The 13,654-nt window shown below is 67.4% G+C and carries 14 protein-coding genes; 3 read left to right on the top strand and 11 right to left on the bottom strand.

What is annotated here, in order from left to right:
- Window positions 1-11 precede the first annotated feature (11 nt).
- Window positions 12-1,145 carry an AAA family ATPase gene (locus FOZ70_RS02740; RefSeq protein WP_219704902.1) on the bottom strand — a complete coding sequence of 378 codons (1,134 nt, stop codon included), beginning with the start codon at window positions 1,143-1,145 and terminating at the stop codon, window positions 12-14.
- 41 nt (window positions 1,146-1,186) lie between these two features.
- Window positions 1,187-2,056: an RNA ligase family protein gene (locus tag FOZ70_RS02735; protein WP_219704901.1), complete on the bottom strand. Its 870-nt coding sequence runs from the start codon at window positions 2,054-2,056 to the stop codon at window positions 1,187-1,189.
- A 737-nt stretch (window positions 2,057-2,793) separates the two neighbouring features.
- On the opposite strand from FOZ70_RS02735, the gene FOZ70_RS02730 reads away from it, so the two are divergent.
- The 3 genes from FOZ70_RS02730 (at window position 2,794) to FOZ70_RS02720 (ending at window position 6,393) form a co-directional block, all read left to right on the top strand.
- Window positions 2,794-3,942, top strand: coding sequence for an RNA ligase RtcB family protein (locus tag FOZ70_RS02730; RefSeq protein WP_219704900.1), 1,149 nt, complete (start codon window positions 2,794-2,796; stop codon window positions 3,940-3,942).
- The gene (prfH, locus tag FOZ70_RS02725; RefSeq protein WP_219704899.1) at window positions 3,936-4,550 is read left to right on the top strand and encodes a peptide chain release factor H; all 615 of its coding nucleotides are present in this window, start codon (window positions 3,936-3,938) and stop codon (window positions 4,548-4,550) included. Before FOZ70_RS02730 ends, prfH begins: the two co-directional genes overlap by 7 nt.
- Window positions 4,551-4,932: 382 nt before the next feature.
- Entirely contained in the window at window positions 4,933-6,393 is a 1,461-nt protein-coding gene (locus FOZ70_RS02720) for an MFS transporter (RefSeq protein ID WP_219704898.1), read from the top strand.
- Between the two features lie 202 nt (window positions 6,394-6,595).
- Here the strand turns inward: FOZ70_RS02720 and FOZ70_RS02715 are convergent, their stop codons facing one another.
- The 9 genes from FOZ70_RS02715 to FOZ70_RS02675 form a co-directional block, all read right to left on the bottom strand.
- On the bottom strand, window positions 6,596-7,357 hold the full coding sequence (locus FOZ70_RS02715) for a class I SAM-dependent methyltransferase (protein WP_219704897.1): 762 nt from the start codon (window positions 7,355-7,357) through the stop codon (window positions 6,596-6,598).
- Between the two features lie 104 nt (window positions 7,358-7,461).
- On the bottom strand, window positions 7,462-7,758 hold the full coding sequence (locus FOZ70_RS02710) for a 4Fe-4S binding protein (protein ID WP_059488551.1): 297 nt from the start codon (window positions 7,756-7,758) through the stop codon (window positions 7,462-7,464).
- A gap of 2 nt (window positions 7,759-7,760) precedes the next feature.
- On the bottom strand, window positions 7,761-8,069 hold the full coding sequence (locus tag FOZ70_RS02705; RefSeq protein WP_021159616.1) for a hypothetical protein: 309 nt from the start codon (window positions 8,067-8,069) through the stop codon (window positions 7,761-7,763).
- Between the two features lie 351 nt (window positions 8,070-8,420).
- A complete protein-coding gene (locus FOZ70_RS02700) occupies window positions 8,421-8,978 on the bottom strand; it encodes a sigma-70 family RNA polymerase sigma factor (RefSeq protein WP_059588277.1) in 558 nt (185 codons plus the stop codon).
- A gap of 512 nt (window positions 8,979-9,490) precedes the next feature.
- Window positions 9,491-10,384 carry a LysR family transcriptional regulator gene (locus tag FOZ70_RS02695; RefSeq protein ID WP_021159618.1) on the bottom strand — a complete coding sequence of 298 codons (894 nt, stop codon included), beginning with the start codon at window positions 10,382-10,384 and terminating at the stop codon, window positions 9,491-9,493.
- 134 nt (window positions 10,385-10,518) lie between these two features.
- Window positions 10,519-11,346: an alpha/beta hydrolase gene (locus tag FOZ70_RS02690; protein WP_021159619.1), complete on the bottom strand. Its 828-nt coding sequence runs from the start codon at window positions 11,344-11,346 to the stop codon at window positions 10,519-10,521.
- Window positions 11,347-11,597: 251 nt separating this feature from the next.
- Window positions 11,598-11,981 carry a VOC family protein gene (locus FOZ70_RS02685; protein WP_219704896.1) on the bottom strand — a complete coding sequence of 128 codons (384 nt, stop codon included), beginning with the start codon at window positions 11,979-11,981 and terminating at the stop codon, window positions 11,598-11,600.
- 22 nt (window positions 11,982-12,003) lie between these two features.
- A complete protein-coding gene (locus FOZ70_RS02680) occupies window positions 12,004-12,966 on the bottom strand; it encodes a hydroxymethylglutaryl-CoA lyase (protein ID WP_060221777.1) in 963 nt (320 codons plus the stop codon).
- Window positions 12,967-12,988: 22 nt separating this feature from the next.
- A partial coding sequence (locus FOZ70_RS02675) for a CoA transferase (RefSeq protein WP_219704895.1) occupies window positions 12,989-13,654 on the bottom strand: 666 nt, incomplete at its 5' end.

Below are 13,654 nucleotides of genomic sequence, written 5' to 3'. Positions count from 1 at the left end.
ACGTTGCCGCATCAGACTTCGTACCTCACCGCGTGCGCTTCGGTGGACAGCGGCGGATCCCAGCGCGGCAGCATCGCCTCGAGCGCGCGGTTCGTCAGCGACGTGTCGCGCCGCGCGTTGCGGCGCAACAGCTCCGCGCGCGGCCGCTCGAGATAGACGAGCGTCACGTCGGCGCCGTACGCGAACAGCAGGTCGAGCGTCTTCTTGCGCATCAGCGGCGACAGGTTCGTCGCGTTCCACACGAACGGCCGCTTCTCCCGCAACAGCGCTTTCGCGGCGTCGACCGCACGGTGCGCGACGGCGCCCTCGTTCTGGCCATGGCGCAGCCCCAACGCATCGCGTGCATCGTCGAACGACACGACGGGCAGCTCCGGATGATGCTGCGCGACCCACGTGTTCTTGCCCGACGCGGGCAGGCCCGACATCACGACGATCCGCGAGCCCGGCGTGCGGAACAGCGGATAGTCGGGATGCACGTCCGCGCCGCGAAAATAGCTGAGCGCGGTGTGCGCGTCGGCAAACGCGCGCGGCTGGCCATAACACCCCTCGTCCCGTGCCAGTTCGCGCAACAGTTCGATGTTGTCGAGCACGCGCTGCGTATCGCTGCAGATGCGCCCGCGCATATCGGCTTCGGCGAGCAGGCACAGCAGCGGCAGGCTCACCTGCCACGACAGTTCGCGTGCGATGAACTCGGGCGTGCCGCGGCGCGACCCGCTCATCGCGAAAAACGGCACCTGGTGCACGGCGATCATCCGGCAGATCGCCTCGCGCACCGCGAACGGCACGCCGGCATCCCACAGCGCGATACGCGCATCGATCGCCCCCTTGCGCGAGTGGCCGGGATGGCCGATCGCGCCGGTAACGGGATCGACGACCGTCGTGCGGTACTTCGCGATGTCGTGCAGCAGCGCGGCCAGGAACACGATTTCCTGGTCGGCGCGCGATGCGGCCTGATAACCGGGCAACGCGAGCAGCGCATCGATCACCATCGTCGTATGCGTCCACACGTCGCCTTCGCCGTGATGCGCCGGCTCCTGCGGTGTCGTCTTCGCCTGTTCGAGCGCGGGAAACGCCGCGAGGCAGGCGCGGTAGTCCGGCTGCCGGCCGGGCGCCGGCACGAGTGCCTGCAGTTGTTCGTAATTCATGATCAAGACTCCTCTCGAAACGGCGCACGGCCGTTCCGCGTTCATGGGTGCGCGCGCGTCGTGGCGATCGATCGCCACGTGACCGTCGGGCGCGGCGCATACAGGTCGACATCCGGCGCGAGCAGGTTCGGGATGAACGGCTGCTCCGAGTGATGGCGCGCCGATTCGAGAATCGCCTGCACGAAATCGTGGCGGACCCACTTCAGGCGCGCGGTCGTCGTGTCGTCCGTCTCGACCTTCACGTAGAGCCCTTCCGCGCGGGCCGACTTGTCGCACTGCTGCCATGCGCGCGCGAGGTCGAGCCCCTGCCGCCGCACCGTTTCCTCGAACGCGCGACGCCAGTCAGGCGTCTTCGCGAGCGACGGGCCGAGCAGGGCCTTCAGGTCGGCGAGCCGCGCCGGGGCGATGCCTTCGTACAGCACGGGCACCGACAGCACGGGCCCGTCGGCAAGCAGCGCACGACGCGCGCCCGTCGACAGGAAACGGCCCGTCGCGCGGTCGAACACGTCGAATTCGAAGAAGTGATGCGGCAGCGCGTCGTAGAACACCGCGTGCTTCTTGCTCATCGTCTCGCCGTACATCACGTAGCGATCGCCGAGGCGATCGAGCAGCCAGCCTGCATGGGCGGCGGCCCACGTCTTCACGAAACCGAACTGCCGCTCGCGGCCGCCGCCGGCCAGATAGTGGCCGCGCGACTGCAGCAGCAGTTCGCCCGCCGGGCCGAAGCTGATGCCCGTGTTCGCGCCGTCGAGTTTTTCCTCGACGACGATGTGTGCGCCCGCGAGGGTGCGATAGGGAACGTGTTCGCGACCTTCGTCGCCGTCTTGCAGGCGCGAGCCTTCGAGATGCGGCGTGCGCGGGTAACGAGCGAGGTCGAGCGATTGCGCGTATGCGCGAAACTCCAGCGTCATGGTCTTTCTCCGGAAACAGGGGAAAAAGCCGACGACGTGAACGAACGGTCTGGTGTGCGTTGCGGTGTCAGTGCTTGTCCGGGCGCGTTCCTGCAGTCGACGTTCCGGCGCGGCGAGGCAGGCGGAAACGGGCAGGACGACACGCGGCCGGGACGGCAGTCGTCGGCGTATCAGGCGAAGGGACGAATGTTTGCGGGCACTTGGATCACCGGTTCGATGAGGGTTCAGGGATGAAGCAGGCGGATGCTACGAAACGGCTTTTGCACTGTCAAGCGCTGTCGGAACCCACTGTTGCGGCCGCCTGCATGCGTTGAATACCTGCTGTGGCGTGCCGCACGCGCCGTCGGCACGCACATTGTCAGGATATCTATATGTGTGTTTTTCGCCACATCGGGCGACGATTCGATGGGCAGCGCCGTGCTGCCCGCTTGCTGCGCCCGCTGCGTGCATGCTAGAGTCGCCGCCATTCCGATCAACCCCTCACTCGCAAGGAGAAGAACATCATGACGTCACGCCAACGCTCCTCCCGTCGCGGGTCGTAGTCCGGGTTTTTCGCGTCCGTCCGTTTCATCGTTCACGCCACGCAGCAGCACACCGTATCGCCGTCACGGCAATGAGCCGGGTCGTTCCGATCCGGTCGTGCCGCCCTCTTCCCGACTTCCGATGTCGGGCAGCGCATTCGAGCGCTGCCTGCGCCATGGCCCGCCGTTCTACCTTTTCATCGAACGGAAACCTCCATGGGCAATTCCATGCAATACCTGGGCGAGCGCGTCACCTTGTGCGCTTGCGCCACCACCTGGATCGAAGGTGAGGCCATCCGGCAGCTCGAACACGCTGCCACCCTCCCCGGCATGCGGCGTGTCGCCGGCATGCCCGATCTTCACCCCGGACGCGGCTACCCGGTCGGCGCCGCGTTCTTTTCGACGGGCCGGCTGTACCCGGCGCTGATCGGCGGCGATATCGGCTGCGGAATGGCGCTGTGGCAAACCGCGCTCGATGCGCGGCGCGTCAGCGCGTCGAAGCTCGCGAGCCGGCTCGGCTCGATCGACGCCACGCCCGATGCAAGCTGGCAGCCGCTCATCGCGGCCGCCGGGTTCGCGGATCACGCGTTCGCGGCATCGCTCGGCACGATCGGCAACGGCAATCATTTCGCGGAAGCGCAGCGGATCGACGCGGTGTACGACGCCGATGCCGTCCACGCACTCGGCCTCGATCACGAGCGCCTGCTGCTGCTCGTGCACAGCGGGTCGCGCGGTTTCGGCCAGTCGATCCTCGAACAGCACATGCGCGAGCACGGCTACAACGGGCTCGACGACACGGATGCCGCATGCACGGCATACCTTGCGCGCCACGACGCGGCGTTGCGCTACGCGATCGCGAATCGCGACCTGATCGCGCGGCGCATGCTGGCGCGCTGGCGCAGCGACGGCCGGTGCGTGCTCGACGTGAACCACAACCTGGTGAGCCGCGCGCGCGTCGACGGCGAGCCCGGCTGGCTCCATCGCAAAGGCGCGACGCCGGCCGATGCGGGGCCGGTCGTGATTCCCGGGTCGCGCGGCGACTACAGCTATCTCGTCGCCCCCGTGCGGCCCGACGATGCGGCCAGCCTCGCGTCGCTTGCACACGGCGCGGGCCGCAAGTGGGCGCGCGGCGATTGCAAGGGGCGTCTCGAACGGCGCTTCACGCCGTCGCAGCTCACGCGTACGCCACTCGGCAGCCACGTCGTCTGCGAAGACCGCGAACTGCTGTACGAGGAAGCGCCGCAGGCCTACAAGCCGATCGACAGCGTCGTCGACGCGCTCGAGGCGGCCGGCCTGCTGCGCAAGCTCGCGCGGCTCGCGCCGGTGCTGACCTACAAGACGTCCGGGGAGGCAGGCCGATGCTGATGCAGATGTCTTCCGCGCACGGGCCGCTGGAGTGCCAGCTCGCCGCGGCCAATGCGTTGCGGCGCCTGCAGGCGGAAGCCGATGCGCAGCGCGTCGTCGTCACGGTGCTCGATGTGCAGCCGGGTGAACGGCCCGGCACGCTGCGCTCGGCGCTGCTCCATCTCGACGGTGCCGGCGCGCAGGCGCTGGCGGACCGCTGGACGGGCACCCTGCAATGGATCTGCGCGAGCCCGTACCGGTTGCGCCATCCGCGCAAGAACTGGTTCATCGGTGTCACGCGCTGCGCCGACGCGCAGCCGCTGCCGGATGGCGACGTGCGGTTCGAAGCGATGCGCGCACGCGGGCCGGGCGGCCAGCACGTGAACAAGACGAGCTCGGCGATTCGTGCGACCCATGTCGCGACCGGCCTGTCGGTGCGCGTGGAAAGCGAGCGCAGCCAGCACGCGAACAAGCGCCTCGCGCTGCAGTTGCTGCAGGTTCGACTGCAGCAGGAGGCCGACCGTCACGCGTCCGACGCGCGCCGGCAGCGGCGGATGCAGCACTTTGCGCTCGAGCGCGGCAACCCCGTGCGCGTGTTTCACGGGACGGCGTTCGTGCCGGCCGACTGAGCACGAAGGCCCGACTGCCGGCGGTTGTTTCGCCGGCAGTCGCGCAACGGACCTCATGGTTTTCCCGGCCAGCCGGTTCCGTGAGCGCGCCGGCGATTCCGGTGCACGACCGCACGCCACGCAGGCTGCACGGGCCTCTCGCACGGATGCCGGCTGCCGCGTGTTCCGCACCCTTTCTGCGCGGGAAAGGACGCTTGAAACATTCGCAATTATCACGTGCCGCGGATTTGCCCACCATGTGCCGGACGATCGGTACAGCCCGCCTGTCCGGCCCTTTCAACGGGCTTGCGGTGCCTGCCGCCACGTCGTGCGACCGGATGCATCGCGCCGGTCGCGAACGGCCGGGCCCCGCGCCACGGCGTACCGATAATCAGGAGACACGATGAACAGCCATTCCCTCGATCTCGGCGGCAACACGGGCGAACCCGCGCCCGCACGACCTGCGGCCGCCGCCGGCACTGGCGCCGCCGCGTCGGCCCTCCCCGCCCGCCGCGTCACGCTCGGCGATTTCATGGACGACCTGCCGGTCGGCGCATTGCACCGGTTCGTCGTCTGGGTGATCGGCATCGGGCTGTTTTTCGACATGTACGAGATCTTCCTCGTCAGCACGATCGGTTCCGCGTTGCAGAACGAATACGGGCTGAGCCGGCAGAGCACCGATTTCAAGCTGCTGCTGGCATCGGCGTTCATCGGCATGTTCGTCGGCGCGATGTGCCTCGGCAGCCTCGCCGACCGCATCGGCCGGCGCAAGGCCTTCCTGCTGACGCTCATGTGGTACAGCGCGTTCTCGCTGGTCGGCGCGTTTTCCGTGAACGCCGACATGCTCGTCGCGTGCCGGTTCCTGACCGGCATCGGCGTCGGCGCGATCTATCCGGTTGCCGACAGCTTCCTGTCCGAGATCCTGCCGAAGGAAAAGCGCGGGCGGCTTGCCGCATGGGCCTATACGACTTCCTATGTCGCGGTGCCGCTCGTCGGTTTCCTCGCGCTGTGGCTGAATCCGCTGCACGTGGGCGGCGTGGCCGGCTGGCGCATCATCCTCGCGATCGGCAGCCTCGGCGCGGTGTACGTGCTGTTCGTCCAGCACCGGCTGCCGGAAAGCCCGCGCTGGCTGCTCGCACAGGGCCGCACCGCCGATGCATACGCGGCATTGCGGCGCTTCGCGGAGGGCACCGGCGTGCGCGTGCCCGAGCAATTCGCGGAACCGGTCGAGCCGCAACGGCCGCTCGGGCTCGGCGAGCGTATCGCGCTGCTGCGGCGCGAACCGTACGGCGCGCGCTACCTGATGCTCGCGATCTTTCATCTGTTCCAGGGTTTCGGTTATTACGGCTTCGGCACGCTGGCCGGCACGGTCGTGAAGAGCCGCGGCTTCGACGTGACGGACAGTACGCTGTTCATCGCGCTGTCGTTCATCGGCTATCCGGTCGGCTCGCTGCTGTCGATTCCGCTGCTCAACTGGATCGAGCGCCGCACGCTCGTGATTGCGTCGATCCTGTCGATCGCGGCGTTCGGGCTGTGTTTCGCGTACTCGGGCCAAACCGTGCTGATCGTCGGCTTCGGGTTCCTGACGACCTGCGCGTCGAACGTGTTCAGCAACGCGTACCACGTGTACCAGGCGGAGATCTTTCCGGCGCGCGTGCGTTCGACGGCGATCGGCAGTACCTATGCGCTGTCGCGCATCGTCAGCGGTGCGCTGCCGTTCGTGTTGCTGCCGGTGCTCGGCGGTTACGGCGCGGGCGCGATGTTTGGCGTGATCTCGGTTGCGCTCGGCATTGTCGCCGTCACGCTGCGCGTGCTCGGGCCGCTGACGACGCGGCGCAGCCAGGACGAGATCAATCCGGTTTGAGCGTGTGTCGATGCGGGGCACGGGAACGCGTTCACGCGTCGTTCCTGATGCTTCGCCGATGGCCGGGGTATCGGTCGCCCGGCGGTCCACGGCAGGCGGACGTGTTTTCCGCCTACGGTTACGGTCACGTAACGCTCGTATGCGTCGACCGCTGGCACGCGAAATCCGAAGCGAGATGCCCGGCGATCGATGGTTCTCCCCTTCACTGCGCGCCGTCTCGGCAAGCGCCCTGCGATGCCATGTCCGCTCGGGAAACGACGACCGTGAATTCGATCCCGGATTCAAAATCCAGTGTCGTGGTCGAGAAGCGCGGATCGTCATCGAGATAGTGCTTGTACGGTCGAACGGCGTCCTCGGCCGTGTACATGTTGTCGGCCAGGACGATCGACCCCGGGCGCAGCAGGCGCTCGATCTGCGTGAACAACTTCAGGTAGGCGTCGGCCCAGACGTCGATGAATACCATGTCGAAGTGCCCGTCCAGTTCGGCAACGGTCTCGAATACGTCGCCCTCACGGATGTCGACATGGGCATCCAGGCCCGCTGTGCCGACGTGATCGCGCAATCGGGCGCACTTGAGCGCATCGCGTTCGGTCGCGATGACCACGCCACGGCCCAACGTGCGCAGTGCGTCGGCGAAATACAGCGTGGACACGCCGCATGAGCTGCCGAGTTCGAGGATGCGGGCCGGCCGTTGCGAGAGCACCATGTTGCGCAAGAACCCGCCCGTTTCCGGCGACACGGCCAACGATAGCCGGCTGCCTTCCGGGGAGTCGAAGTCGTCGGTGAACAGCCCGAACGTTTCGAGAAACCGCCCCCGCAGACGGGGGGCGATCGCTTCGTATTCCTCTGCCAACGACAGAAGCTCCTCGTTCGATCCCGGGAACTGCGCGCGGGCGCGGGCGATGATTTCGGTCCGGCTCTCTTCGTGGAGCCGTCGCAGAAGAACGGCGGTGGATGAAGCCATGTTTGTCCCTTGACGAGATTGATCACGTCGACGATGTATCCGGCAGCGCCTCTTGCGCCAGGGTTTCGGCGCGGCCGCTCGATATCGGCGACACGCGGAGGTTGTCATGCGATTCGGGCGAGCGTGATGGCGCGCTCGGGGCACGCGGTCACACATAGTCCGCATGACCGGCACGCATGTGCGTTCGGCGTGTAGGCGACTTTCATGCCGTGCACGCGCAGCTTCAGGCGATGCATCAGGCCGAGGCCGACGTAATCGGCCGGGTCGATGCGTCTGACCTCGAACACGTTTTCAGGGCAAACCGCAACGCAATCCGCTTTGCCTTCGCAACGTTTCAGATCGACGACCGGCGCGATCACGCCCGGTTGCTGTTTGCAGTCGCCCGTGGATTTTTCGCGCACGTTCACGCTCCCGTGGGCCGGTCGCCGCCGGAGCGCCACGCGTTGCGGAAATGCTCGCGTTCCTCGGGCGTCATCGATTCCCACTTGCGCCAGTGGCGCCGGCCGCGCCAGCCGTGGTGTCCGCGGAAGCCGCCGAACAGGATGCGGCTCAACACGAGCAGGCCCAGCGCCCGGGCGAAATCGATCGTGCGGGCACCGACGAACAGCGCCGGCATCACCCAGTTCCACAACATCATGACGACCCATCCGAGCACGCCTATGGCGATCAAGACGAGCACCGCCTTGCCCGCGCATCTGATTCGAAAATTCATTTGTCGACTCCTCTAGGGTCTGTTTACATATGGAACGCACATGCGTTGCCACGAGAACGGCCGCTCGCGAGGCGCGTGACGCCGCGAATACTGACGTATTCGCAAGGAGCGCAACGCGGCGAGCGGCCGTTCTCGTGGCAACCCCTAATTAAAAAATTCATTCCACGGGAATGCCCGAAATCGCCCGTATGGCGGCGTCGCTCGTCGCTTGTCCCCCAAGGGGACTTCCTGCGGGGCGTTTGGCTCGGCCAAACGGCGCTCCTCACTTCTTGCCCTACGCCCCGGAGGAAGTCCCCTTGGGGGACGAGCGATTTCGGGCATTCGCATGTGCGTTCCATATGTAAACAGACCCTAGATATTGTCCAGTTCGTCATGAATGAGCTGCAGCCGTGCACGCAGATGCAAGACCGCATAGCGTTTGCGCGCGAGCAACGTATTGAGCGCAACGCCGCTTTGCGTGGCCATCTCCTTGAAGGAACGGCCCTCCAGTTCGTGCGCGATAAACACCTCGCGCTGATTCGCCGGCAGCTCGTCGAGCGCATCCTGCAAGGCTTCGAGCAGGAGCGTGCGCGCGTAGACGGCTTCGGGACCGGCATCGTGCGCCGGCAGCACGAGATCCAGCCGGTACTCGCTGTCCGCGTCGTCGTCGGCCTCGGACAGATCGGTCAGCGGCTGCTCCTTCTTCTTGCGAAAGCGGTCGACGATACGGTTGCGCGCCGCGCGGAACAGCCACGCGCTCGCCTGTTCGATCGGCGCCGGAAGCCGGTAAGCCTGGACGAATTCGTGAAACACGTCCTGAAGGATGTCCTCGGCATCGTCCGGGTCGCGAATCCGACGCCGGATGAAGCTCACCAGCCTCGTTCGTTCACGCATCACTATCGCGGTGATGTCGCGGTCTGGGTCGGTCATGTGCGTGAAGTGGGTGGCGATTCCATGTACCTGAAGACGTTTCAGGCGCGGGAATATTGTGTCGAGTGCGAAAAATGACCGCTCAACGGGGCGGCTTCAACGGAGAGATCGGTTACACCGCCCGTCCGGCGGGCAGCAGTTGGTCCGGCCCGACGGTCATCGCCGACACGAGCGAGAACGGCGTAACGATAGTGCAAGGAACGAACCCGCGACGACAAGGCGAAGCATGCGCTTCGCGCCGGCGAAGTGTGCGGGCACCGGCGTGTGCGGCAGGCACGGGCGTTGCCGGGGCCAGACAGGAACGCGCGTGCCGTGCTCGCGACTGTCGGCTGCATTCGGGCCGCACTACGCGCCGGCTGTTCGCGGTCGTCCGCCGGTCGGTCTGGCCCGGCTGCTACGAATGGCTTCCCGCAGCGGCATCGGCTTCCCGCGACGGCGAGCCGAACGCGCCCCGACTATCGCCCTTCCCCGAAGCCGCACCGCGACCATTCCCGCCAGCTTGCAGGCCGGCCTCAACGCGCCGACATGAAATCGAACAGCTTTGCGATATCGGTCGTCAGCACGGTTCCGGCCTTCACGCCGACCCACAGCGTGCGCGTCGCCCACGCATCGTCGAGCTTCACGACCCCGAGCCGCGCCGCGCGCTCGCCGGTCACCGCGTCGCGCGGCAGGATGCCGATCCCGAGCCCGGCCTCGATCATCCGGCTCACGCCGTCGAAATTCGATACCTGGATCCGCAGCTTCAGCGAACGCTCGACCGCGAACGCGGCGTCGGTCATCCGCGCGAGCAGCGAACTGCCGTCGCTGAGCCCGACGTAGTCCTCGTCTAGCGTGTCCGCGAAGCGGATGCTGTCGCGTGCGGCGAACCGGTGCGTGCGCGGCACGAGCAGCACGAGTTCGTCGCGGCGGTACAGCCGCCGTTCGATACCGGGGGCCGGCACGTTGTCGGCGAACACGCCGAGATCGGCCTTGCCGGACGCGAGCGCATCGACGATCTCGTGGCTCAAACGCTCCTCGAGGCTGACCTTGATACCCGGATTGTCGGTGAGGAACGCCGCGAGATCGGCGGGCAGGAACTGGACGATCGCGGACGTGTTGGTCCACACATGGATGTGGCCACGCACGCCGGCGACGTAGTCGCTCATCTCGTGCGCCATCCGGTTGACCTGCTCGATCACCTTCGCCGCATGGTCGAGCAGCGCGCGTCCCGCGGGCGTCAGCTCGACACCGCGCGCATGCCGGACGAACAGCGCACTGCCCGTCACGCTTTCGAGCTCGGCGATGCGCTTGCTGACCGCGGACAGCGTGAGCTGGCCATGCTCGGCCGCTTTCGTCAGGCTGCCGTGCTCGGCGACGAGCGCGAACACGCGCAGCGATTGCAGATCGAAATGAAGCGGGTTCACCATGTCGTGGGTCCTGGGTAGGCCAGGCCGGTGCTTGCCGTCAGCGCGGCGGCCTGACGCCGATCATACGCCCGGCCGCCCCCTCGCGACACGGTGCACTACGGCGCAAAACGGCGCAAAACGGCGCAAAACGGCGCCTAGCGCGGCGCGATCGACTGCAACGCGGCGAGCATCGCACCGTCCGGCTTCGCGAGATCGTCGAGCACGTCGAAGTGCCGCATGCCGGGGAGCCCGACGTGGACGATCCGTTCGCCTGCCGCTTCGCATGCCGTCGCATAGTCGCGTGCCTGCCGGACGAGTTCGGGCAGCTCGGCATCGCCGACCGCAACGACCGTCGGTGCGCCGGGCCCGACATGGCGCAACGGGCTGTACGCGTCCACTTCGCGCGCGCTGAGCTGCAGCTTGTCGTTCAGGACGCACAGCGAGATCGGTTCGAGATCGACGAGCGGGCTGATCGCGAGCGCCGACACGACGGCCGGATGCGCGCGGTACACGGCCGTCAGGTGGCCGCCCGCCGAATGGCCGCCCAGGTGAATCGGCCGCCCGGCGGTACCGATTGCGTCGGGGTCGTTCGCCAGGTAGTCGAGCAGCGCACCGATCTCGCCGACGATGCCGGTCATCGTCGCGACCGGCGCCAGCGTGTATTCGGCGAGTATCACGTCGAAACCGCGTGCGAGCGGCCCGCTCGCCGCGTACGCGAAATCCTCTTTCGCGCAGTGCTGCCAGTAGCCGCCGTGAATGAACACGAACAGCGGCGCATCGGGCCGACCGCACGACAGCCAGTCGAATCGCTGCGCGGGCTGCGCACCGTAACGCAGGTCGCGCCGGCCGCGCGTCGTGTCGTAGAGCGCCGCGCTGCGCGCCTGCATCGACGCCAGCAGCGCCGGGAAATCGGGTACCACCTTCGTGTTCAGATAGGCGGCGTCGAGTGCCGCGCGGTCCATGCCGCGATAGAGGATCGTCATCGGAATCGTTCGGGTCGGGTTGCGGAAGCGCGGACGCAGGCGTCGCGTCCGGTGCGAGGGCGGCTTCTCAGTCGCCGAAGCACGCATTATCCGCAGCGCGGCACGGGCCGGCTATCCGGAATCGGCGAGCGCGGAAACCGGCTGTCCGTTTTCGGCGGCAGATCGACGCGGCAGGAGGCCGCAACGGTACGATCCGGGCCGCATGCGCGATGGCACGAGATGCCCGACGATGCGCCGGCGGTCGGATCGAGTCAGATCAGCTCGGAGATCTCGACCAGGTTCAGGTCGGGATCGCGCACGTAGACCGAGCGGATCTTCCGCGTCGCGCCCGTGCGTTCGACGGGCCCTTCGACGATCGGCCATTCGACGCGCTTCAGGTGCGCGATCACATCGTCGAGCGGCACCGACGCGATGAAGCACAGGTCGAGCGCGCCGGGCACCGGCACATGCGCTTTCGGTTCGAACTCCGCGCCGCGCACGTGCAGGTTGATCTTCTGGTTGCCGAAGCGGAACGCGATCCGGCCGGCCCCGAAGGTTTCGAGCTGCATCTGCAGCACCTCGGTGTAGAAATGCGTCGTCCGGTCGGGATCGACGCAGGTCAGCACGAGATGGTCGCGGTGGTCAATCAGTGCCATGAGGTTCGCTCCGGTTGGTCGTTCACGAGAAAGCGCGTTGCGCGGGCATGTCGCCGGCGTCCGCGCGCGGCGGCGGATGAAGGTCCGAGCGGCGCCCGGCCTTCAGGATCTGGCTCGGCACGTCATGGCCGATCAGCGCGGGCAGCCGTGCCGACGCGGCCAGCACGGCCGCGAGATCGACGCCCGTATCGTAGCCGTCGAGTTCGAGCATGTGCACGAGTTCCTCGGTGCACGCGTTGCCGGTCGCGCCCGGCGCGTACGGGCAACCGCCGAGGCCGCCGAGCGATGCGTCGAAGCGGTCGATACCGGCGTCGAGTGCCGCGAGCGTGTTCGCAAGCGCCATCCCGCGTGTGTTGTGGAAGTGCAGCGTGAGCTGCAGCGCGCCGAAGCGCTCGCGCGCACGTGCCGACAGCTCCCGCACTTGCGACGGAAATGCCATGCCTGTCGTATCGCACAGCGTGAAGCCATGCACGCCGAGATCGGCGAAACGCTGCATCCACGCGAGTACGCCCTCGGCCGCGATGTCCCCTTCCATCGGGCAGCCCATCGCGGTCGACAGCGAGACGTTGATGGCGACACCCGTGCCGCGTACCGCGTCGATCACGTCGCGCAGTTGCGCGAACGATTGTTCGCGCGTCATCCGCAGGTTCGCGCGGTTGTGGCTTTCGCTCGTCGACATCACGAGGTTCACTTCGTCGACGCCGCACGACAGCGCGCGCTCGGCACCGCGCACGTTCGGCACGAGCACCGTGTAGACAACGCCCGGTGCGCGCGCGATGCCGTGCATCACCGCCTCGGCGTCGCGCAACGCGGGGATCGCCCTCGGCGACGTGAACGACGTGACCTCGATCTTCGCGTAGCCGCAGGCGCTCAGCGCGTCGACGAGCGCGATCTTGTCGTCGGTGTCGACGAATGCCGCTTCGTTCTGGAAACCGTCGCGCGTCGCGACTTCGTGGATGTAGAGCCGTGTGCGTTGCGCGCTCATGTCGTCGTCTCCTGGTTCGGGTTCAGATCACGCCGCGCGTGCGCCAGTCGCCGCGCGTCGCCGCATCGATGCCGAGCGTTTCGAGTACCGCGTCGGTATCCGCGCCCAGCGCGGGCGCCGGGCGCTCGATGCGCCCGGGCGTCGCACCGAGCTTCGGCACGATGCCGGGCACGAGCACGGGCGTGCCGTCGGGCAGCGCGGCATCGACGAGCATGTCGCGCGCGCGGTAATGCGGATCGGCGGCGATGTCGGCCACGTCGTAGATGCGCCCGGACGGGATGCGCGCGTCGTTCAATGCGGCCAGCACCGCGTCGAGATCGTGCCGCGCGCTCCACGCGCCGATCGCCGCGTCGATGCGTTCGACCTGCGCGACGCGCCCGTCGTTGTGCGCGAGCGCGGGATCGTTGCCGAGATCGGGCCGGCCGATCAACTCCATCAGGCGCCGGAAGATGCTGTCGCCGTTCCCGGCGATCAGTGCATACCGGCCGTCGCGGCAGCGATATGCGTTGGTCGGCGCGATGCCGGGCAGGCTGCTGCCGGCCGCCTCGCGCACGGCACCGAACGCCGAGTATTCGGGCAGCAGGCTTTCCATCATGTTGAATACCGACTCGTACAGCGCGACATCGACGACCTGCCCCTTGCCGCCCTGCTGCTCGCGATGCCGCAGCGCGAGCAGCAGGGCGGCAAG

The sequence above is a fragment of the Burkholderia sp. COPS genome (assembly GCF_019425585.1).
GTDB classification, from domain to species: domain Bacteria; phylum Pseudomonadota; class Gammaproteobacteria; order Burkholderiales; family Burkholderiaceae; genus Burkholderia; species Burkholderia cepacia.
Note: the sequence above shows the minus strand (reverse complement) of the source record. Positions and strands in the feature narration are given on the sequence as shown.

Coding starts and splice junctions, on each gene's coding strand:
- FOZ70_RS02685 (WP_219704896.1), bottom strand. CDS start 11,981: ATGGCACTGATTGACCACCGCGACCATCTCGTGCTGACCTGCGTCGAT.
- prfH (WP_219704899.1), top strand. CDS start 3,936: ATGCTGATGCAGATGTCTTCCGCGCACGGGCCGCTGGAGTGCCAGCTC.
- FOZ70_RS02700 (WP_059588277.1), bottom strand. CDS start 8,978: ATGACCGACCCAGACCGCGACATCACCGCGATAGTGATGCGTGAACGA.
- FOZ70_RS02690 (WP_021159619.1), bottom strand. CDS start 11,346: ATGACGATCCTCTATCGCGGCATGGACCGCGCGGCACTCGACGCCGCC.
- FOZ70_RS02740 (WP_219704902.1), bottom strand. CDS start 1,145: ATGAATTACGAACAACTGCAGGCACTCGTGCCGGCGCCCGGCCGGCAG.
- FOZ70_RS02680 (WP_060221777.1), bottom strand. CDS start 12,966: ATGAGCGCGCAACGCACACGGCTCTACATCCACGAAGTCGCGACGCGC.
- FOZ70_RS02730 (WP_219704900.1), top strand. CDS start 2,794: ATGGGCAATTCCATGCAATACCTGGGCGAGCGCGTCACCTTGTGCGCT.
- FOZ70_RS02720 (WP_219704898.1), top strand. CDS start 4,933: ATGAACAGCCATTCCCTCGATCTCGGCGGCAACACGGGCGAACCCGCG.
- FOZ70_RS02735 (WP_219704901.1), bottom strand. CDS start 2,056: ATGACGCTGGAGTTTCGCGCATACGCGCAATCGCTCGACCTCGCTCGT.
- FOZ70_RS02715 (WP_219704897.1), bottom strand. CDS start 7,357: ATGGCTTCATCCACCGCCGTTCTTCTGCGACGGCTCCACGAAGAGAGC.
- FOZ70_RS02705 (WP_021159616.1), bottom strand. CDS start 8,069: ATGAATTTTCGAATCAGATGCGCGGGCAAGGCGGTGCTCGTCTTGATC.
- FOZ70_RS02695 (WP_021159618.1), bottom strand. CDS start 10,384: ATGGTGAACCCGCTTCATTTCGATCTGCAATCGCTGCGCGTGTTCGCG.